Annotated in this window: 18 protein-coding genes and 3 tRNA genes; 11 read left to right on the top strand and 10 right to left on the bottom strand. The window is 72.5% G+C overall.

What is annotated here, in order from left to right:
• Positions 1-134 precede the first annotated feature (134 nt).
• The 4 genes from purD (at position 135) to ABD350_RS23080 (ending at position 6,457) form a co-directional block, all read left to right on the top strand.
• On the top strand, positions 135-1,394 hold the full coding sequence (gene purD / locus ABD350_RS23065; protein WP_344350175.1) for a phosphoribosylamine--glycine ligase: 1,260 nt from the start codon (positions 135-137) through the stop codon (positions 1,392-1,394).
• A 288-nt stretch (positions 1,395-1,682) separates the two neighbouring features.
• Positions 1,683-3,716, top strand: coding sequence for a hypothetical protein (locus ABD350_RS23070; RefSeq protein WP_344350231.1), 2,034 nt, complete (start codon positions 1,683-1,685; stop codon positions 3,714-3,716).
• A 278-nt stretch (positions 3,717-3,994) separates the two neighbouring features.
• Complete coding sequence (locus ABD350_RS23075; protein ID WP_344350176.1) at positions 3,995-5,488, top strand: N,N-dimethylformamidase beta subunit family domain-containing protein; 1,494 nt, start codon at positions 3,995-3,997, stop codon at positions 5,486-5,488.
• A gap of 69 nt (positions 5,489-5,557) precedes the next feature.
• Positions 5,558-6,457 (top strand): phosphoribosylaminoimidazolesuccinocarboxamide synthase, encoded by a 900-nt coding sequence (locus ABD350_RS23080; protein ID WP_344350177.1) that lies wholly within the window; start codon positions 5,558-5,560, stop codon positions 6,455-6,457.
• A 68-nt stretch (positions 6,458-6,525) separates the two neighbouring features.
• Here ABD350_RS23080 and ABD350_RS23085 read toward each other — a convergent pair.
• The 8 genes from ABD350_RS23085 to ABD350_RS23120 form a co-directional block, all read right to left on the bottom strand.
• A tRNA-Gly gene (locus ABD350_RS23085) sits at positions 6,526-6,601 on the bottom strand.
• A gap of 23 nt (positions 6,602-6,624) precedes the next feature.
• Positions 6,625-7,239, bottom strand: coding sequence for a response regulator (locus ABD350_RS23090; RefSeq protein ID WP_344350178.1), 615 nt, complete (start codon positions 7,237-7,239; stop codon positions 6,625-6,627).
• Positions 7,236-8,489: a sensor histidine kinase gene (locus tag ABD350_RS23095; protein WP_344350180.1), complete on the bottom strand. Its 1,254-nt coding sequence runs from the start codon at positions 8,487-8,489 to the stop codon at positions 7,236-7,238. The genes ABD350_RS23090 and ABD350_RS23095 overlap by 4 nt, the downstream gene beginning before the upstream one ends.
• Before the next feature lie 16 nt (positions 8,490-8,505).
• A complete protein-coding gene (locus ABD350_RS23100; protein ID WP_344350182.1) occupies positions 8,506-9,285 on the bottom strand; it encodes an ABC transporter permease in 780 nt (259 codons plus the stop codon).
• Positions 9,282-10,226, bottom strand: coding sequence for an ABC transporter ATP-binding protein (locus tag ABD350_RS23105; RefSeq protein WP_344350183.1), 945 nt, complete (start codon positions 10,224-10,226; stop codon positions 9,282-9,284). The genes ABD350_RS23100 and ABD350_RS23105 overlap by 4 nt, the downstream gene beginning before the upstream one ends.
• Before the next feature lie 127 nt (positions 10,227-10,353).
• Positions 10,354-10,426, bottom strand: a tRNA-Gly gene (locus ABD350_RS23110).
• 80 nt (positions 10,427-10,506) lie between these two features.
• Positions 10,507-10,578, bottom strand: a tRNA-Gly gene (locus ABD350_RS23115).
• 165 nt (positions 10,579-10,743) lie between these two features.
• A complete protein-coding gene (locus ABD350_RS23120; RefSeq protein ID WP_030619653.1) occupies positions 10,744-11,061 on the bottom strand; it encodes a histone-like nucleoid-structuring protein Lsr2 in 318 nt (105 codons plus the stop codon).
• A 311-nt stretch (positions 11,062-11,372) separates the two neighbouring features.
• Between ABD350_RS23120 and purS the strand changes: the two genes are divergently transcribed.
• The 7 genes from purS to purM all read left to right on the top strand — a co-directional run bounded on the left by purS (position 11,373) and on the right by purM (position 18,829).
• Entirely contained in the window at positions 11,373-11,636 is a 264-nt protein-coding gene (purS, locus tag ABD350_RS23125) for a phosphoribosylformylglycinamidine synthase subunit PurS (protein ID WP_344350184.1), read from the top strand.
• Positions 11,633-12,313, top strand: a complete 681-nt coding sequence (gene purQ, locus ABD350_RS23130) for a phosphoribosylformylglycinamidine synthase subunit PurQ (RefSeq protein WP_344350185.1) — start codon at positions 11,633-11,635, stop codon at positions 12,311-12,313. The genes purS and purQ overlap by 4 nt, the downstream gene beginning before the upstream one ends.
• On the top strand, positions 12,310-14,568 hold the full coding sequence (gene purL / locus ABD350_RS23135; protein WP_344350186.1) for a phosphoribosylformylglycinamidine synthase subunit PurL: 2,259 nt from the start codon (positions 12,310-12,312) through the stop codon (positions 14,566-14,568). Before purQ ends, purL begins: the two co-directional genes overlap by 4 nt.
• 145 nt (positions 14,569-14,713) lie before the next feature.
• A complete protein-coding gene (locus ABD350_RS23140; protein ID WP_344350187.1) occupies positions 14,714-15,511 on the top strand; it encodes a maleylpyruvate isomerase family mycothiol-dependent enzyme in 798 nt (265 codons plus the stop codon).
• Between the two features lie 119 nt (positions 15,512-15,630).
• Positions 15,631-15,996: an META domain-containing protein gene (locus tag ABD350_RS23145; RefSeq protein WP_344350188.1), complete on the top strand. Its 366-nt coding sequence runs from the start codon at positions 15,631-15,633 to the stop codon at positions 15,994-15,996.
• Positions 15,997-16,198: 202 nt separating this feature from the next.
• On the top strand, positions 16,199-17,728 hold the full coding sequence (purF, locus tag ABD350_RS23150) for an amidophosphoribosyltransferase (RefSeq protein ID WP_030619667.1): 1,530 nt from the start codon (positions 16,199-16,201) through the stop codon (positions 17,726-17,728).
• 36 nt (positions 17,729-17,764) lie between these two features.
• A complete protein-coding gene (gene purM / locus ABD350_RS23155) occupies positions 17,765-18,829 on the top strand; it encodes a phosphoribosylformylglycinamidine cyclo-ligase (RefSeq protein ID WP_344350189.1) in 1,065 nt (354 codons plus the stop codon).
• 99 nt (positions 18,830-18,928) lie between these two features.
• Here the strand turns inward: purM and ABD350_RS23160 are convergent, their stop codons facing one another.
• A complete protein-coding gene (locus tag ABD350_RS23160) occupies positions 18,929-19,174 on the bottom strand; it encodes a DUF3073 domain-containing protein (RefSeq protein WP_030619673.1) in 246 nt (81 codons plus the stop codon).
• A gap of 290 nt (positions 19,175-19,464) precedes the next feature.
• Positions 19,465-20,571: a Leu/Phe/Val dehydrogenase gene (locus tag ABD350_RS23165; protein WP_344350190.1), complete on the bottom strand. Its 1,107-nt coding sequence runs from the start codon at positions 20,569-20,571 to the stop codon at positions 19,465-19,467.
• Between the last annotated feature and the right edge of the window lie 38 nt (positions 20,572-20,609).

Below are 20,609 nucleotides of genomic sequence, written 5' to 3' on the forward strand. Positions count from 1 at the left end.
CCTCGCCCGCCCCCATCCGAGCCACCCCTGGGCCCCCTCGCCCGCCCCCGCCCGAGCCGCCCCGGGCCTCTTTGGAGGAAGCTCTGACAAACCCGGGGCCCGGTCTTCGGTGACCTTGCCATTAGGCTGACCCCGTGAAGGTCCTCGTCATCGGCGGCGGCGCCCGCGAACACGCCCTGTGCCGCTCCCTGTCCCTCGACCCCGACGTCACCGCGCTGCACTGCGCCCCCGGCAACGCCGGCATCGCCGAGGTGGCCGAGCTGCACCAGGTCGACGCGCTCGACGGTGCCGCCGTGGCCGGACTGGCCACCCGCCTCGGTGCCGAGCTGGTCGTCGTCGGCCCGGAGGCCCCGCTGGTCGCCGGTGTGGCCGACGCCGTCCGCGCGGCCGGCATCCCGGTGTTCGGCCCCTCCGGGGAGGCCGCCCGCATCGAGGGGTCCAAGGCCTTCGCCAAGGACGTCATGGCGGCGGCCGGGGTGCCGACCGCCCGCTCCTACGTCTGTACCGGGGAGAAGGAGGTCGCCGAGGCCCTGGACGCCTTCGGCGCCCCCTACGTCGTCAAGGACGACGGTCTCGCCGCCGGCAAGGGCGTGGTCGTCACCTCCGACATCGAGGCCGCCAAGGCGCACGCCGCCGGCTGCGAGAGGGTCGTGATCGAGGAGTTCCTCGACGGACCCGAGGTGTCCCTCTTCGCCATCACCGACGGCGAGACGGTCGTACCGCTCCAGCCCGCCCAGGACTTCAAGCGCGCCCTGGACGGCGACGAGGGCCCCAACACCGGCGGCATGGGCGCGTACTCGCCGCTGCCGTGGGCCGACCCGAAGCTGGTCGACGAGGTGCTCCGGACCGTCCTCCAGCCGACGGTGGACGAGATGCGCCGCCGGGGCACGCCCTTCTCCGGGCTGCTCTACGCCGGCCTCGCGATCACCTCGCGCGGGGTCCGGGTCATCGAGTTCAACGCCCGCTTCGGCGACCCCGAGACCCAGGTCGTGCTGGCCCGCCTGAAGACCCCGCTGGCCGGCGTGCTGATGGCCGCCGCCACCGGGAACCTGGCCGACCTGGCGCCGCTGCGCTGGAGCGAGGACGCGGCCGTCACCGTCGTCGTCGCCTCGCACAACTACCCCGGCACCCCGCGCACCGGCGACCCGATCACCGGCCTGGACGCGGTGGCCGCCGAGGACGCCCCGCACGCGTACGTGCTGCACGCCGGTACGAGGCAGGAGGGCGACGCGGTCGTCAGCGCCGGCGGACGCGTGCTGTCCGTCACGGCCACCGGCGAGGACCTGGCCGAGGCGCGCGAGCGGGCCTACCGGGCGGTGGGCCGTATCCGCCTGGACGGTTCGCAGCACCGTACCGACATCGCGGCGAAGGCGGCGCAGTCCGCGGCCGGCTGAACCCCTGGCCTTCTGACCTGCCCGTATGCCCCTCAGGCCCCGGATCCACAATCCGGGGCCTGTTCTTTGCTGTCCGTCACCCAGCTCTGACCAAAGCCATTCCATCGAGTGAGCAATCGGCTATCCGGCTGACGGGGGGCGAAGCCCCAACTAGGGTGCCGCGCAAGCGTTCCGGCACTTGGCCCACCGGCATTGCGATGTCGGTGGCGGGTGCCACAGTGGGGGAGTGAGCAACACCAGGGCAGCACGCGAGCGGCGGGGAGGGGGCGAGGTCGGCACGTGACCGGAATGGGTGTGGAGGCGGGTGCGCAGGCCGCGCGCTCCCGGGCCCTCGCCGTGCTGCGGGTCCGGGGCCGGGCGCTGGGCGTGGCGGTGCTGCCGGCGGGCGCCGCGGTGATCCTGCTGACCGGCGCCGCCACCGGCCTTCTCGTCGGCCCGGGATGGGACGCCGCCCGCTGGGCGGTGGGCGTGTTCGCGGTGCTGGTGCTGCTGGCCGCGGCCGGGGTCGGCCTGGTCGTGGCCCGGGCCCGCCCCGCCACCAGCCCGACGGTGCCGATCCCGGAGGAGTCCGCCCCCGACCTGTACCGGATGGTGCGCGACCTGGCCGACCGCCTGGACGTCCCGGCCCCGTCGGCCATAGCGCTCACCCCGGACTGCGACAGCTGGCTGGAGGACCGGGCGCACTCGGCGCACGGCCCGCCGCCGCGCCCGGCACCCGGCTCGCCGGCGGGCCCGGCCCGTCCCCGGATCCCGACCCCGCCGGTCCTCGTCATCGGCTCGCCGTTCCTGTGGTGGATGCGCGTCGGCGAGCTGCGCGCGGTCCTCGCCCCGGTCATCGCGGGTACGGGGCCCTCGGCGCACCCGGACATAGCCGCCGCCCGCCGCTTCGTGCGCGGGCTGGACGCGGCCGTGGCCGTCGCCTCGGCACCGGGCCGCCGCCCGCCGGCCCGCGGGCTGTGCGCGGCCGTCGGCTGGGTGGCCCGGCTGCTGCTGCGCGGCTGCCGGGAACACGCGATGCAGATGGAGCGCGGGGTCGCGGCGGCGGCGGCCGAGCGCGCCCAGGCGGTCGACTACGGCCTGCGGATCGTCGCCCAGGAGCAGGTCGGGCTGGCCTACGCCGGCTGGGACCGGCTGCTGACCAGGGTCGCGCTGCCCGCCTGGCGCATGGGCCGGTGGCCGTCCCGGCTGGACGCGGGCGTGGTCGCGGCGCTCACCGAGCTGTCCCGCCGCGACCGGCTGGCCGAGGGCTTCGCCTCCCGGCTCGGCGAGCGGCCGGCCTGCGATCTGCTGGAGGAGCCCGGCGTGGTGGACGAGGCCGCGTCCCTGCTCGCCGCCCGGCTCTTCCACGGCGGCCCCGCGAAGCCCTGTTCCGACTGGGCGCCGGTGGACTGGCAGGCGTATCCGGAGGAGGTCGTGGACCGCACCTGGCGCGTCGACGCGGCCCGACTCCACCGGGCCCTGGACGCGCTGGGCGTCCGCGCCTCCCACCACCCCGGCACCCCCGAACCGGGCGGCCCCACCCTGGCCCGGGTCCTGGACCACCTCACCACCGACGACACCGCCCCGGCCCGGCCCGCCGCCCACCGGCCCGACCCCGAGCCCCCCGCGTGGGCCTGGCAGGCCTCACAGGCCGCCCACGTCGATCCCGCGCCCCGACCGGCCACCGACGAGCCCCCCGCCCAGGGCACCACCACGGACGAGCCCCCTGCCCAGGGCACCACCACCGACGAGCCCGGTGACCCCGCCCCGCCCCCCGCCGCCGAGCCCCCCGCCCACCCCATCTCCCGAGCCGCAGACGCCGGCGGGTACTCCCCGCAGGGGCCACCCGCGTCCGGCGACGTCCCTCGCTCGGGTGGTCTGGGTGGGCGCGACGTTGACGCCGACGGCGAGGCCGAGGCGGAGCCCGGCACCGCCCGCAGCGTCGCCCTGGCCGCCCGGATCACCGCCGAGCTGGCCCGCGAGGAGGCCGGCGCCCAGCGGGCCCGCGACGGCGCCGCGACGGCCCACCAGGGCCCCGACAGCGTGGCGTGGGCCCCCGGTGACCACGGCCTGCCCCTCTTCCCGCTCCAGCCCCACCGCACCGCCCGTGAGCTGCTCGCCGACCACGTCACGGCGATGGTGTGCTGCGCGGCCGTCGACACCGCGGGCGCGGTCCCCGCCCTGGACTGGCTGGACGGCCCCTCCCTGCTGCTGGGCGGCGAACGGGCCGCCGATCTCGCGCCCAAGGTGCTCACCCTGATCGAGGACGGGGACCCGGGCCCGCTGCGCGACTGGCTGACCGCCTTCGGCATACGCCCCGAGAAGCCCGTACGGCTCGTATGACGCCGCGGCGAAGGCCGTAGCCGCGCATCCAGGCAGCCGTCGCCGGCCCGATCCCGGGGCCCGTCGCCCTACCCGCGCCGGCCGTTCCCGTAACGGAAAGGCGACTTCCACTTCAGGACAATTCGCAACGAGTAGTGACCGGCCCCGTGCGTAATGTGATGTGCTGGGACCGACCACGCCTTTGGCAAAGGCGCGCGACATACGACAGCGCGGCCGGACACGGCGGAGCACACCGCACAGCGAGCCCAGACACGGGGGGATGAGGGAGGGGAGCGACCATGGCCTCGGACCGCATTCGCCGCTGGGAGTCCGGAGCACTCGCGCATGGCGTCACGGATCCCTTCGGCCAGGGCCCGGTGCCCTGGCTGCGCGGCAGTGAGCCGTACATCGACGACTTCGGCAAGGTGATGCCCTGGTACGTCGACGGCTGCCCGCAGCAGCTCGCCGAGGGCACCCGTGCCCCCGCCCCGCGCGCGAGCACCGCCGGCCCCCGCTCCGCCGACGACGTGCACCGCCAGATCAAGGGCTTCACCTCCACCGGCGCCGTCGCGCCCGGCGAGGCGATCGACTTCCACATCACGGTCGACCCGCCGCAGGAGTTCGTCGTGGACATCTACCGCATCGGCCACTACGGCGGCGACGGCGCGGCGAAGATCACCACCAGCCCCCGCCTGTCCGGCATCGTCCAGCCCCCGCCGCTGGCCGCCGACCGCACGGTCTCCTGCCACCACTGGTGGCTGTCCTGGCGCCTCCAGGTGCCCTCCTACTGGAGCATCGGCGCCTATGTGGCCGTCCTGACCACCGCCGACGGCTACCGCTCCCACGTGCCCTTCACGGTCCGCGACGGCCACCCCGCCGACCTGCTCCTGCTGCTGCCCGACGTCACCTGGCAGGCATACAACCTCTACCCGGAGGACGGCCGCACCGGCGCCAGCCTCTACCACGCCTGGGGCGAGGACGGCCGTCTCCTCGGCGAGGCCGACGCCGCCACCACGGTCTCCTTCGACCGGCCGTACGCGGGCGCGGGCCTGCCCCTGCACGTCGGCCACGCCTACGACTTCATCCGCTGGGCCGAGCGCTACGGCTACGACCTCGCCTACGCCGACGCCCGTGATCTGCACGCCGGCCGGATCGACCCCACCCGCTACCGGGGCCTGGTCTTCCCGGGCCACGACGAGTACTGGTCGGTGCCGATGCGCCGGGCCGTCGAGGACGCCCGGGACCGGGGCACCTCGCTGGTCTTCCTCTCCGCCAACACCATGTACTGGCAGGTCGAGCTGGCGCCGTCCCCGTCCGGTGTCCCCGACCGGCTGCTGACCTGCCGCAAGCGCAAGGGCCCGGGACGCCCGGTGCTCTGGCGCGAGATCGACCGGCCGGAACAGGAAGTGGTCGGCATCCAGTACGCGGGCCGGGTGCCCGAGCCGCACCCGCTGATCGTCCGCAACGGCGGCCACTGGCTGTGGGAGGCGACCGGCGCGCACGAGGGCGACGAGATCAAGGGCCTGGTCGCCGGCGAGGCGGACCGCTACTTCCCGCGCACCGCGCTGCCCGAGCACGACGAGCGCATCCTGCTCGCCCACTCCCCCTACACCGACGCCGACGGCGTCCGGCGCCACCAGGAGACGTCCCTCTACCGCGCCCCCTCCGGCGCCTGGGTGTTCGCCTCCGGGACCTTCGCCTGGTCCCCGGCCCTGGACCGCCCCGGCCACGTGGACACCCGGATCCAGCGCGCCACGGCGAACCTGCTGGACCGCATCTGCAAACGCGACTGACCCCCGGGCGCGCCCGATCGGCGCCGTACGGGAGAATCGGGGCATTGGACAGAGCCACGGGGAGGAACCGTGTCCGGATTCGTAGAAAAGCCCGAGCCCGCCGAGGTTCCGGGGCTGGTGCACCTGCACACCGGAAAGGTGCGCGATCTGTACCAGAACGAGGCGGGCGACCTCGTGATGGTCGCCAGCGACCGCATCTCCGCCTACGACTGGGTGCTGCCCACCGAGATCCCCGACAAGGGCCGCGTGCTCACCCAGCTCTCCCTGTGGTGGTTCGACCAGCTCCGCGACCTCGCCGTGAACCACGTCGTCGGCACCGAGGTGCCCGAGGGTGCCCCGGCCGACTGGGCGGGCCGGACGCTGGTGTGCAAGTCCCTGAGGATGGTCCCGGTGGAGTGCGTGGCCCGGGGCTACCTCACCGGCTCCGGCCTCGCCGAGTACCGGGAGTCCCGTACGGTCTGCGGCCTCGCCCTCCCCGAAGGCCTCGTCGACGGCTCCGAGCTGCCCGCCCCGATCTTCACCCCGGCCGCCAAGGCCGAGGTCGGCGAGCACGACGAGAACGTCTCCTACGAGGAGGTGGCCCGCCAGGTCGGCGCGGAGACCGCCGCCCAGCTGCGCCAGGCCACGCTCGCCGTGTACTCGCGGGCCCGGGACATCGCCCGCGACCGGGGGATCATCCTGGCCGACACCAAGTTCGAGTTCGGCTTCGACGGCGACACGCTCGTCCTCGCCGACGAGGTCCTCACCCCGGACTCCTCCCGCTTCTGGCCGGCCGACACCTGGCAGCCGGGCCGCGCCCAGCCGTCGTACGACAAGCAGTTCGTGCGCGACTGGCTGACCTCGCCGGCGTCCGGCTGGGACCGCCGCGGCGAGCAGCCCCCGCCGCCGCTGCCCGAGGAGGTCGTGGCCGCGACCCGGCAGAAGTACGTGGAGGCGTACGAGCGGCTGACCGGCACCGGCTGGTCCTAGCCCGGAGACCCCCGGCGAGAGCCGGGGGGCACGCGAAAAGCCCCCGGCGGGAACCGGGGGCTTCCTCATGGAGCGGACGACGAGGCTCGAACTCGCGACCTCAACCTTGGCAAGGTTGCGCTCTACCAACTGAGCTACGTCCGCGTTGCGCCGTGGCGCGAGAGCAACTATACCCAACCTCGCTCCCGTGCGAGACGCACCGCCGCATGACGGTTCTCGACGCCGAGCTTGGTGACGGCCGAGGAGAGGTAGTTCCGCACGGTGCCCGGGGACAGCGCGGCCCGCTCGGCGATCTCCGCGACCGGCGCCCCGTCGGCGGCCAGCTCCAGCACCTCGGCCTCCCGCGCGGTCAGCGGCGAGTCCCCGGCGGAGATCGCGTCGGCGGCCAACTCCGGGTCGACGTACCGGTTTCCCGCGTGCACGGTCCGGATGATCTCGGCGAGCCGCTGAGCGCTGACGGTCTTCGGGACGAACCCGCGCACCCCGGCCGCGAGGGCCCGTTTCAGATGCCCGGGGCGGCCGTGGCCGGTGACGATCAGCACCCGGCAGCCGGGCAGTTCGGCGCGCAGGGATGTGGCGACCTTCACACCGTCGGCGCCCGGCATCTGCAGGTCCAGGACGGCGACGTCGGGCGCGTGCGCCCGCGCCATGGCCAGCGCCTCGGGCCCGCTCGCCGCCTCCGCGACCACCAGCAGGTCGTCCTCCAGGGACAGCAGCGCGGCCAGGGCGCCCCGGATCAGATGCTCGTCGTCGGCCAGCAACAGCCGTACCGGTGCGCTCACGAGGTGACTCCTCTCACAGTGGTCAGGGGTACGTCCGCGACCAGCCGGAACCGGTCCCGGCCGGCGCCGGTGTGGCCCGCCTCCAAGGTCCCGCCCACGGCGGCCAGCCGTTCCCGCAGCCCGGCCAGCCCCGAACCGCCGCCCCCGCTCAAGCCGGCCGTCGCGGCGCCGTCGTTCTCCACCGTCAGCACCGCCCGCCCCTCATGCACCGTCAGTCCCACCTGACACCGGCCGGGGTCTCCGTGCCGCAGCACGTTGGTCGTCGCCTCGCGCACCACCCAGCCGAGCGCGGACTGCACCTCGGCGGGCAGTCCGACGGTCTCCGCGCGGACCTCGCAGTCGATCCCGGCCGCCGTCAGCACGCCCTGGGCCCCGGCGAGTTCGGAACCGAGGTCGGCCTCCCGGTAGCCGCGTACGACGGCCCGCACCTCCCGCTGGGACTCCTGCGCGATCCGCTGCACCTCGATCATCTGCTCCACCGCCTCCGGTCGCCCGCGCCGGGCCAGTTGGACGGCCAGCTCGCTCTTGAGGGAGATCACCGACAGGTTCCGGCCCAGCACGTCGTGCAGGTCCCGGCCGAACCGCAGCCGCTCCTCGGCCACGGCGAGCCGGGCCTCAACCTCACGGGCGCGCTCCGCCTCCCACAGCACGGACAGCGTCCAGGCCCCGCACCGGCAGGCCAGCAGCGCGAACACCGCCATGAAGGCGGTGATCAGAGCGGTCCCGAGCAGCCCGGCGGCGGACCGGTCGGCGAGTCCGAGGGCGGCCATGAGCAGCACCGAGAGCACGGCCGCCCCGCGCAGGAAGTCCCGTACCGGCACGGTGAGGCCGTACAGCAGCGCGAACGGCAGCAGGATGGCGCCCAACGCGAGCCGGAGCGTCGCCCCGTCGGTCGCGGGTGCCGCGGTGAGGGCCACGATCAGCGCCACGGCGAGGCCCAGCAGGACGGCCGGGACGCGGTGGGCCCCGGCCGGCAGCCGGGCGCGTCCCAGGTAGTGGTCGAGCGCGGGCCGGGTGAGCCGGTTCGCGGCGGCGCACTGCAGGACGGCCACCAGGATCAGCGGGATGCCGAGGAGGAGTTCCGCGGGCCGGTGGCGGACGAGCCCGGCGGACAGCGGCAGCGCCAGCCAGCTCAGGACGAAGAACCAGGTGGTGACGTACCAGCTCACCACCGTGTACAGCTCGACCCGGTCGGCCTTGCCGCGTTCCCGCCAGTGCCGCTGCTGCCACCGCCGTATCGGCCCCACCACGCGCACCCCCCGTTTCTCAGCGCCGGGGCTCCCACCGGAACCACCGCCGTACCGCGACCACCGCCACCACGGTCCAGGCCAGCGCCGTCGCGAGCGCGCCCAGTGCCTCGTAGGCGCTCAACTGGCCGGTCCAGCCGCCCCGGACGAGCCGGATGGCGGGCGACAGCGGCAACAGTTCGCAGACGGAGGCGAGCCGGCCCGGCATGACCTCGGTGGGGACCATGATCCCCGAGCCGGTCATCGAGCCGAACACCACGGGCAGCGCGGTGACCTGACCGCTCTCCACGGACCGGGTGACGGACGCGGTGAGCGCGGCCAGCGCGGCGCTCAGCACCAGCCCGGCCACCAGCCCGAGCAGGGTCAGGTACGGCGCCCTGGGTGCCCCGGCGTCCAGCAGGGCCGCGCACCCGGCGCACAGCACCAGCGCCTGTGCCAGGCCGACGGTCATGGCCGGCAGGGCGGTGCCGGCGAGGATCTCGGCGTCGGTCGCCTCGCCGGTGCGCAGCCGCTTCAGGACCAGCTCCTCGCGGCGGGCCACATAGGCGTTGACGAGCGCGCTGTAGACGGCGAAGAGGAACGAGAAGCCGATCCCGGCGGTGAGCATGGCGGAGCCGACGCTGATGCCCTGCTCGTCCAGGTCCACGTGGTCCAGGACCGGCCGCATGCTGAACGGCAGCGCCAGCGGCACGGCTAGCGCGGTGAACACGACCCCGCGGTTGCGGCCGAGGAGGGTCAGCTCGGCCCGGGCCAGTGCCCGCAGCCGTCGCATGGCGGGCGCGGTGAGGATCGTGCTCATGCCGCCACCGCCTCCTGCCGCTCCCGGGCGATCCCGAGGAAGGCCTCCTCCAGCGAGGCCGAGCGCACGTCCAGCGCGCCCAGTTCGACACCGGCCCGCTCGGCCCAGGTCAGTACGGCGGTGGCGGTCCGCTGGAGTTCACGGGTGCGCAGCCGGACGGTCCGGCCGTCGTACTCGTGGTCGCAGACGCCGAGGGCGGCCAGGGGAGGCAGATCGCCGGGGAAGTAGCCCGGGGGCAGTTCGAAGGACATGCGGGAGGGGCGGCCGGCGGTGACCTCGGCGGGTGTCCCGGAGGCGGCGATCCGGCCCTCGTGCAGGATGGCGAGCCGGTCGGCCAGGTCCTCGGCCTCCTCCAGGTAGTGCGTGGTGAGCAGCACGGTGGTGCCCTGGTCGCGCAGTTCGCGCACCAACGCCCAGGTGTCCCGGCGGCCCTCGGCGTCCAGTCCGGTGGTCGGCTCGTCGAGGAAGAGCACCTCCGGGTCGCCGAGCAGGGCGAGCGCCAGGTCGAGGCGCCGGCGTTCCCCGCCGGAGAGCTGCTTGACCCGTACGCCGTGCTTGTCCGCGAGCCCCACCCGGGCCAGCACCTCGGCCTCCGGCCGGGCCCCGGTGGTGCAGCCGGCCCACATCCGGGCGGTCTCCGCGACGGTCAGTTCGGCGGGGAAGCCGCCTTCCTGGAGCATCACTCCGGTGCGGGGCCGTACGGCGGCCCGCTCGCGGTGGGGGTCGTGGCCGAGGATCCGGATCCGGCCGCCGGCGGGTGCGGCCAGCCCCTCCAGCAGTTCGACCGTCGAGGTCTTCCCGGCGCCGTTGGTGCCCAGCAGGGCGAAGATCTCCCCGCGCGCCACGGAGAAGCTGATTCCGCGTACGGCCTCGAACCCGCCCCCGTAGACACGCCTGAGGCCGGTGACCTCGATCACGTGCTCGTGTCCGTTGATGTCCATGACATCAGCGTCCCCGGGACGCGTACCCGTCGGCAGTGCGCGATGTCATCCCCGCACATGACACATGTCAGAACCGGGGCCGGAGAACGAAAAGACCCCGGTCCAGTGGACCGGGGTCTCATTCCCGAGCGGACGACGAGGCTCGAACTCGCGACCTCAACCTTGGCAAGGTTGCGCTCTACCAACTGAGCTACGTCCGCACTGCCTCCGATCGGCTTTCACCGATCGGTGCGAACACCAGCCTACCTGATCCACATCAGTGGTCGTGTCGGCGGTGCAGAGCGGGTGACAGGAATTGCACACTGCGCCTTCCCCCTGGAAGGGGGATGTTCTGCTACTGAACTACACCCGCGTGTCCTCGGGATCCGGCCTGTCGGCCTCGCCCCTCGGCGTGTCCCAGACATTAGCCGATCAGCGGGGGGGTAGCGCAAGTCGGCTCCCTCCCGGGCCCGCCATGCCCCAAGTGCACGGCTCCCAGGGCCCCCTGACGGGCCCTGGGAGCCGCCCCTTCGCGGGCTCACTGCGCGGCGGTGAACGCCTCGTAGACCTTCTTCGGGATGCGTCCCCGGGCCGGGACGTCCATCTTGTTGGCCTGGGCCCAGGCGCGGACGGCGGCCGGGTCGGGGGCGACCTCCGTCTGCTTGTACGCCTTGCCGGAGCGCGACCGCTTGCGGCCGGCCTCGACGTACGGCGCGAGCGCCTTGCGCAGTTTCTTGGCGTTGGTTTCGTTCAGGTCGATCTCGTACGACTTGCCGTCGAGTCCGAAGGCGATCGTTTCCGCCGCTTCCGAGCCGTCGATGTCGTCAAAGAGAGTGACCACGACCTTTTGCGCCACGAATATCGGTCCCTTCGTGCGGCACGTCGTTACAGCTCAACGCCGACGACGTGCCGAGTATCGGCTATTGCCAATTCATTTGTACAGTGCCCGGCAATGAAATGTGAAGCCCGACTAAATCCGTCCGCGTGTCCGGGCGCAATAGGGGCGGGCGGGCGGACTGTGGAACTTTCCCAGAACTTTTCGCGGATACGTGGCTTCGACACCCGATCGTGATGCGCCTCACGTACTTTCCTCCAACTCTACCCGCGTAGAAATTTTGTGCGGGTAGTCTGAAGGAACCTGCTCAGCACCACACACCGGGAGTGCCAGTGGCACGCGTCGTAGTCGACGTCATGCTCAAGCCGGAGATCCTCGACCCCCAGGGCCAGGCGGTCCAGCGTGCGCTGCCCCGCCTGGGATTCGAAGGGATCTCGGACGTACGTCAGGGAAAGCGTTTCGAACTGGAAGTTGACGGGCCCCTCGACGAGGCCGCCCTCGCCCGCATCCGCGATCTTGCGGAATCCTTCCTCGCCAACACCGTGATCGAGGACTTCACGGTCCGCGTCGACGAAGTCGCGGAGGCGGCCAAGTGACCGCTCGTATTGGCGTCGTCACTTTCCCGGGCAGCCTGGACGACCGGGACACCCGGCGCGCGATCCGCCTCGCGGGCGCCGAGCCGGTCGCCCTGTGGCACAAGGACAAGGACCTCAAGCAGGTCGACGCCGTGGTCCTGCCCGGCGGCTTCTCCTACGGCGACTACCTGCGGGCCGGTGCCATCTCCCGGTTCTCGCCGGTGATGGACGCCGTGACCGAGCAGGCGAGGGCCGGGCTGCCGGTCCTCGGTATCTGCAACGGCTTCCAGGTCCTCACCGAGGCCCACCTCCTCCCGGGCGCGATGCTCGGCAACGACCACCTCCACTTCATCTGCCGCGACCAGAAGCTGCGGGTGGAGAACGCGGGGACGGCCTGGACCGGCGACTACCGCGCCGGGCAGGAGATCCACATCCCGCTGAAGAACATGGACGGCCGGTACGTCGCCGACGAGTACACGCTCGACAAGCTGGAGGCGGAGGGCCGGGTCGTCTTCCGGTACCTCGACTTCAATCCGAACGGCTCGCTGCGGGACATCGCCGGCATCACCAACGAGGCCGGGAACGTCGTCGGCCTCATGCCGCACCCCGAGCACGCCGTCGAGCCGCTGATCGGTACCGGCCGTACCGACGGGCTCCCGTTCTTCACCTCGATCCTCAAGAAGCTGGTGGGCGCATGAGCCGGACGCCTCTGGACACGGTCGAGCACGCGGCCGCGACCCCCGACGTCGAGCTGCCCTGGGCCGAACTCGGCCTGAAGAAGGACGAGTACGAGCGGGTGGTGGAGATCCTCGGCCGCCGCCCGACCGGCGCCGAACTCGCCATGTACTCGGTCATGTGGTCCGAGCACTGCTCGTACAAGTCCTCCAAGGTCCATCTGCGCCAGTTCGGCGAGAAGGCGCCCGAGTCGGACGCGCTGCTCGTCGGCATCGGCGAGAACGCGGGCGTGGTCGACGTCGGCCAGGGCTACGCCGTGACCTTCAAGGTCGAGTCGCACAACCACCCGTCGTACGTCGAGCCCTACCAGGGCGCGGCCACCGGTGTCGGCGGCATCGTCCGCGACATCATCGCGATGGGCGCCCGCCCGGTCGCGGTCGTGGACCCGCTGCGGTTCGGCGCGGCCGACCACCCCGACACCAAGCGCGTCCTGCCGGGCGTGGTCGCGGGCATCGGCGGCTACGGCAACTGCCTGGGCCTGCCCAACATCGGCGGCGAGGTCGTCTTCGACGCCTGCTACCAGGGCAACCCGCTGGTCAACGCTGGTGCCATCGGTGTGATGCGGCACGAGGACATCCACCTCGCCAAGGCCTCCGGCGCGGGCAACAAGGTCATCCTCTACGGCGCCCGGACCGGCGGCGACGGCATCGGCGGCGCGTCGATCCTGGCGAGCGAGACCTTCGACGACGCCAAGCCGAGCAAGCGCCCCGCCGTCCAGGTCGGCGACCCCTTCCAGGAGAAGCTCCTCATCGAGTGCACCCTGGAGGCGTTCCGGGAGAAGCTGGTCGTCGGCATCCAGGACCTCGGTGCGGCCGGCCTGTCCTGCGCGACGAGCGAGCTGGCGTCCAACGGCTCCGGCGGCATGCGCGTGACGCTGGACGACGTGCCGCTGCGCGACTCGACCCTGTCTCCCGAGGAAATCCTCATGAGCGAGTCGCAGGAGCGCATGTGCGCGGTCGTGGAGCCGGACAAGGTCGACCGCTTCCTGGAGATCTGCGAGAAGTGGGACGTCATCGCCACCGTCATCGGTGAGGTGACCGACGGCGACCGGCTGGAGATCTTCTGGCACGGCGAGAAGATCGTGGACGTCGACCCGCGCACGGTCGCGCACGACGGCCCGGTCTACGAACGCCCGTACGCCCGCCCCGACTGGCAGGACGCCCTCCAGGCGGACGACGCGAACAAGCTGCCCCGCCCGGAGACGGGCGAGGAGCTGAAGGACCAGGTCCTGAAGCTGGTGGCGTCGCCGAACCAGGCGTCGAAGAAGTGGGTCACGCAGCAGTACGACCACTTCGTGCAGGGCAACACCGTGCTGGCGCAGCCGGAGGACTCCGGCATGATCCGTATCGACGCCGAGACCGGTCTCGGCGTCGCCATCGCGACGGACGGCAACGGCCGGTACGCCAAGCTCGACCCGTACACGGGCGCGCAGCTGGCCCTCGCCGAGGCCTACCGGAACGTGGCCACCACGGGCGCCAGGCCGCTGGCGGTCTCCGACTGCCTGAACTTCGGCTCGCCCGAGGACCCGGCGGTGATGTGGCAGTTCGCGGAGGCGGTACGCGGTCTGGCCGACGGATGTCAGCAGCTCGGCACACCCGTGACCGGCGGCAACGTCTCGCTCTACAACCAGACCGGCGAGGCGGCGATCCACCCGACCCCGGTCGTGGCCGTCCTCGGCGTGATCGACGACGTGGCCCGCCGCACCCCGGTCGCCTTCCAGGAGGAGGGCCAGCTGATCTACCTCCTCGGCGACACCCGCGAGGAGTTCGGCGGCTCGGCCTGGTCCCAGGTGGTCCACGACCACCTCGGCGGTCTGCCCCCGGCGGTGGACCTGGAGCGGGAGCGGCTGCTGGCCGAGATCCTGATCTCCGCCTCCCGCGACGGCATGATCGACTCCGCGCACGACCTGTCCGACGGCGGTCTGATCCAGGCGGTCGTGGAGTCGGCGCTGCTCGGCGGCCTCGGCGCCCGCCTGGTCGTCCCCGACGGCCTGGACGCCTTCACCTTCCTCCTGTCGGAGTCGGCCGGCCGCGCCATCGTCGCCGTCCCGCGCTCGGAGGAGCTCCGCTTCACCGACATGTGCGGCGCGCGGGGCCTGCCGGCCACCCGCGTCGGCGTGGTGGACGGGGACACGGTGGAGATCCAGGGCGAGTTCGCCCTCACCCTGGACGAACTCCGCAAGGCCCACGAGGAGACGATCCCGGCGCTGCTGGCGTAGCCGGCGACCGGCTCGGGACCACGTTCCGTACGGCGAGGAAGCCCGCGCCCGGAAACACGACCACGTTTCCGCGCGCGGGCTTTCCCGGTCCCGGGTCCCCTGCCTCCCTCCGGCCCCCGGCCGCGCGTCCGCATAGGCTCGGTCCATGCCAACAGCCAGGAAGCGTCCGCGTAGTTACGACCCCGCCAAGACCCGGGCCGCCGTCCTCGCCCAGTTCGGGAACGTGCGCCAGGCCGTGCGCGGGCTGGACGAGGAGCGGCTCGGGCTGCCCACCCGGCTCGGGGAGTGGACCGTGCGGGAACTGGTCGCGCACATCGGCATGGCCGTCACCGCCGTGCTGCGGGCCGCCGCCCGCCCGGCGCCGCCGAAGCGGGACGTCCAGGTGGTCGACTGGACCTTCGCCACGTCGGCCGACTCGGCCGCCATCGCCGACTTCACGCGCCGGCTCGCCGCCAACCGCCCGGACCTCGGCGCCTACCTCGCCGAGGCCGAGGACGGCCTGCGCGCCCTGCTGGCCGAGCACCCCGCCGGCCGGCTGCTGGAGACCAGCGCGGGCGCCATGCCGCTGGACGACTACCTCGTCACCCGTACCGTCGAACTCGTCGTCCACACCGACGACCTGAACGCCGCCGTCCCGGACCTCGCCGTGCCCTACGACCGGCAGGCCCTGGCCGCCGCCACCCGGCTGCTCACCGACGCGCTGGCCGTCAAGGCGCCCGGCGGCTCCACCGAGGTGCGCGTGCCGCCGTACGCCGTCGTGCAGTGCGTGGAAGGGCCCCGGCACACCCGCGGCACCCCGCCCAACGTCGTGGAGACCGACCCGCTGACCTGGGTCCGGCTCGCCACCGGCCGTCTGTCCTGGGCGGACGCCGTGGCCGGCGCGAAGGTCAGCGCCGGCGGGGAGCGGGCCGACCTGGGCGGGCTGCTGCCGCTGCTGGGGTAGCGGAACCGGCGGCCCTGCGGATGCGTCGAAACGGCATGAAACGGTACGAGCGATGGCTTGGTGTGGCAGCCGTTCCCCTGATGGTGGCCTGTGCCGCCGGGAAGGCGGACAGTGGTGCCATGAGCGCGCGCGAACCGGTGACCGGGGTGCAGTGGCGGGTCGAGCGGGTCACCGTCGGCGGTGACGACCTCGCCGCTCCCGCCTCCGGCTCCCCGCACCTGCGGATCGGCGCCGACGGCAGCGCGGCCGGGAACCTCGGCTGCAACCGGTTCAGCGCCCCTGTGGGCGTGCGGGGGGACCGGATCACCTTCGGGGCGCTGCGCACCACCAAGATGGCCTGTGACCCCGCCCGGATGAGTTTCGAGCGGGCGCTCGCCCGGGCGCTCGACGGCCAGACGCTCACCGGTGCGCCCGAGCACGGCAAGCTCATCCTCACCAGCGGTCACGGGGACCGCGTGCACCTCACCCGTGACGCCCCCGAATGATGTGCGACACCTCACTCATCGCGGCGGCGAATCGTTCACAATCGTCTGACAGCGGCCCGGCCCGAAAACGGCCGGCTCGTCAGGACACGCGCGATGACCTGCGTAAACGCGAAAACCACCAAGGTGATCGGGGTGGCCCTGCCGGTGAAGGGCACGTATCCCCAATTCGGACCAGTGGACGACCTCGCCTACACTCGGTGGCGTGCCACGTGGTGACGGTCGACTCAATCACGATCTGCTTCCCGGCGAAAAGGGCCCCCAGGACGCTTGCGGCGTCTTCGGCGTCTGGGCTCCGGGTGAAGAGGTCGCAAAGCTCACGTACTTCGGGCTCTACGCCCTCCAGCACCGGGGTCAGGAATCCGCGGGAATCGCGGTCAGCAACGGCTCCCAGATCCTCGTCTTCAAGGACATGGGCCTGGTCTCCCAGGTCTTCGACGAAACCTCGCTCGGTTCGCTCCAGGGTCACATCGCGGTCGGACACGCCCGCTACTCGACCACCGGCGCCTCCGTGTGGGAGAACGCCCAGCCGACGTTCCGCGCCACCGCGCACGGCTCGATCGCGCTCGGCCACAACGGCAACCTGGTCAACACGGCGCAGCTCGCCGAGATGGTCGCCGCCCTGCCCAACGACAACAACAGCCGCTCCACCCGGGTCGCGGCCACCAACGACACCGACCTGCTGACGGCCCTGCTGGCCGCCCAGGTCGACGAGGACGGCAAGCCGCTCACCGTCGAGGAGGCCGCGCACGCGGTGCTCCCGAAGGCGCGGGGTGCCTTCTCGCTCGTCTTCATGGACGAGCACACCCTCTACGCCGCCCGCGACCCGCAGGGCATCCGCCCGCTGGTCCTCGGCCGCCTGGAGCGCGGCTGGGTGGTCGCCTCCGAGACCGCGGCGCTGGACATCACCGGTGCCAGCTTCGTGCGAGAGATCGAGCCGGGCGAGTTCGTCGCCATCGACGAGAACGGCCTGCGCAGCTCGCGATTCGCGGAAGCGAAGCCCAAGGGCTGTGTCTTCGAGTATGTGTACCTGGCCCGTCCGGACACCGACATCGCCGGCCGCAACGTGTACCTCTCCCGCGTGGAGATGGGCCGCCGGCTGGCCAAGGAAGCCCCGGTCGAGGCCGACCTGGTCATAGCGACGCCGGAGTCCGGCACCCCGGCCGCCATCGGCTACGCGGAGGCCTCCGGCATCCCCTTCGGCGCCGGACTGGTCAAGAACGCCTACGTCGGCCGGACCTTCATCCAGCCCTCGCAGACCATCCGCCAGCTGGGCATCCGGCTGAAGCTGAACCCGCTCAAGGAAGTCATCAAGGGCAAGCGCCTGGTCGTCGTGGACGACTCGATCGTGCGCGGCAACACCCAGCGCGCCCTGGTGCGCATGCTCCGCGAGGCCGGCGCCGCCGAGGTGCACATCCGGATCTCCTCGCCGCCCGTGAAGTGGCCCTGCTTCTTCGGCATCGACTTCGCCACTCGCGCGGAACTGATCGCCAACGGCATGAGCATCGAGGAGATCGGCACCAGCCTCGGCGCCGACTCCCTCGCCTACATCTCCCTCGACGGCATGATCGAGGCGACCACGATCGCCAAGCCGAACCTGTGCCGCGCCTGCTTCGACGGCGAGTACCCGATGGAGCTGCCGGACCCCGAGCTGCTCGGCAAGCAGCTGCTGGAGACCGAGCTGGCCGCCGGTCCCGCCGCCACGGCCGCGGCCGACGCGATCCGCCGCCCGTAACACCCCCCGCAGTACGACACGAAAGCTCTCACAGCCATGTCTGAGACAACTGGTGCCAGCTACGCAGCGGCGGGCGTCGACATCGAGGCGGGAGACCGCGCCGTCGAGCTCATGAAGGAGTGGGTGAAGAAGACCCGGCGCCCCGAGGTGCTGGGCGGCCTCGGCGGCTTCGCCGGGCTCTTCGACGCCTCCGCCCTCAAGCGCTACGAACGCCCCCTGCTGGCCTCCGCCACGGACGGCGTCGGCACGAAGGTCGACATCGCCCGCCGTATGGGCGTCTACGACACCATCGGCCACGACCTGGTCGCCATGGTCATGGACGACATCGTGGTGTGCGGTGCCGAGCCGCTGTTCATGACCGACTACATCTGCGTCGGCAAGGTCCACCCCGAGCGGGTCGCGGCCATCGTCAAGGGCATCGCGGAGGGCTGCGTGCTGGCCGGCTGCGCCCTGGTGGGCGGCGAGACGGCCGAACACCCGGGCCTGCTGGGCGAGGACGACTTCGACGTGGCCGGGGCCGGTACAGGCGTCGTGGAGGCCGACCGGCTGCTGGGCGCCGATCGCATCCGCACGGGGGACGCGGTGATCGCCATGGCGTCCTCCGGGCTTCACTCGAACGGGTACTCCCTGGTCCGCCACGTCCTGCTGGAGCGCGCCGGGCTGTCCCTGGAGTCGGAGATCGCGGAGCTCGGCCGGGGCCTCGGTGAGGAGCTGCTGGAGCCGACGAAGATCTACTCGCTGGACTGCCTGGCCCTGATCCGCACGGCCGAGGTGCACGCCTTCAGCCACATCACCGGCGGCGGTCTCGCGGCGAACCTGGCCCGGGTGATCCCGGACGGCCTGCACGCGGTGGTCGACCGCTCCACCTGGACCCCGGGCGCGATCTTCGACCTGGTCGGGAAGACCGGCGACGTGGAGCGCCTGGAGCTGGAGAAGACCCTCAACATGGGCGTCGGCATGATGGCGGTCGTCCCGCCGGAGTCGGCCGAGGTGGCCCTCGCGACCCTGGCGGACCGGGGCGTCGACGCCTGGGTGGCCGGCGAGATCACCGAGCGCGGCGAGAAGACGACGGGCGCCGAACTGGTCGGAGACTACGCGTAGGACCGGAACGCGGGGCCACGGCCCCGCGACGGCAGCACAAAACCCGGTCCGGTGCTACGGCCCCGGACCGGGAAAGTGCGGTAAAGCCCGCTGCAAGCGTTACGCGCCGCGACGGTGCTGCTGAGGACTGTCGTCCTCGTCGTCGTCGTCCTCATAGAGGTCGGCGTACCGTGCATACAGGTCGTCGTCGTGCTCATCGTCCTCGAATCGGTCGCCGTTCGGCGACTGGTTCGACGTCGATGCGCCCAGCTCCTCGGCCAGGCGTGAGAGGTCCGTCCCACCGCTGTTGTACTTCAGCTGGCGGGCGACCTTCGTCTGCTTGGCCTTGGCCCGGCCGCGCCCCATGGCTCGACCCCCTCAACGACGGGGCTCGACGGCCCCAGAGTCTGACACGCGTTCATGATCTGGAACGGACTCTCCATGGAGAGGCCGGTCCGTAGGGCTTCCACGGTACCTGAGCCCGCGCCCATACGGTACGTCGCCCGCGGTACGCGCGTGTGCCCAGGGCCTTCGAGGCGCCCCGTCCTCGCTGGTCAGTGGCGATTTTAACCACTTATCGGGGAACGACCCGCCGGGGGAAGTGAGAGTTCTCTCGAAGTTCCCGCCGACGGGTACCGCTCATGTGTGCGAAACGGCTAGCGCGCGGCGCGGTTCGCGCGGGCGTCGGCCATCCGCTGCTCGGCGATCCGGTCGGCCGCGGCGGCCGGCGGGATCCCGTCTTCCTTCGCACGTGCGAATATGGCCAGCGTGGTGTCGAAGATCTTCGACGCCTTCGCCTTGCACCGGTCGAAGTCGAACCCGTGCAGCTCGTCGGCCACCTGGATGACCCCGCCGGCGTTCACCACGTAGTCCGGCGCGTAGAGGATCCCGCGGTCGGCGAGGTCCTTCTCCACGCCCGGGTGGGCGAGCTGGTTGTTGGCCGCACCGCACACCACCTTGGCGGTGAGCACCGGCACGGTGAGGTCGTTCAGCGCGCCGCCGAGCGCGCAGGGGGCGTAGACGTCGAGGCCCTCCACCCGGATCAGCGCCTCGGTGTCGGCGACGGCCGTCACGCCCTCGGGGTGCTCGTCGAGGATGCGCCGGACGGCGTCGGCGCGCACGTCGGTGATCACGACCTCGGCGCCCTCGTCGCGCAGGTGCCGCACCAGGTGGTGGCCGACCTTGCCGACGCCGGCGATGCCGACCCTGCGGCCGCGCAGCGAGGGGTCGCCCCACAGGTGCTGGGCGGAGGCGCGCATGCCCTGGTAGACACCGAAGGCGGTGAGCACCGAGGAGTCGCCCGCCCCGCCGTTCTCGGGGGAGCGGCCGGTGGTCCAGCGGCACTCGCGGGCCACGACGTCCATGTCCGCGACGTAGGTGCCGACATCGCAGGCGGTGACGTAGCGGCCGCCGAGGGAGGCCACCATGCGCCCGTAGGCGAGCAGCAGTTCCTCGGTCTTGTCGCGCTCCGGGTCACCGATGATCACGGCCTTGCCGCCGCCGTGGTCCAGACCGGCCATGGCGTTCTTGTACGACATCCCGCGCGCGAGGTTCAGGGCGTCGGCGACGGCCTCGGCCTCGGTCGCGTACGGGTAGAAGCGCGTGCCGCCGAGGGCGGGGCCCAGGGCGGTGGAGTGGATGGCGATCACGGCCTTGAGGCCGCTGGCGCGGTCCTGGCAGAGCACGACCTGCTCATGGCCGCCCTGGTCCGAGTGGAACAGGGTGTGCAGGACATCGGCAGGCGCGCCGGTTACGTCGGTCACTGTGGTGACTCCTGTGTACTAGCGGCGAGTGGGGTCGG

The organism is Streptomyces nogalater (genome assembly GCF_039532885.1).
Taxonomy (GTDB): Bacteria; Actinomycetota; Actinomycetes; order Streptomycetales; family Streptomycetaceae; genus Streptomyces; species Streptomyces nogalater.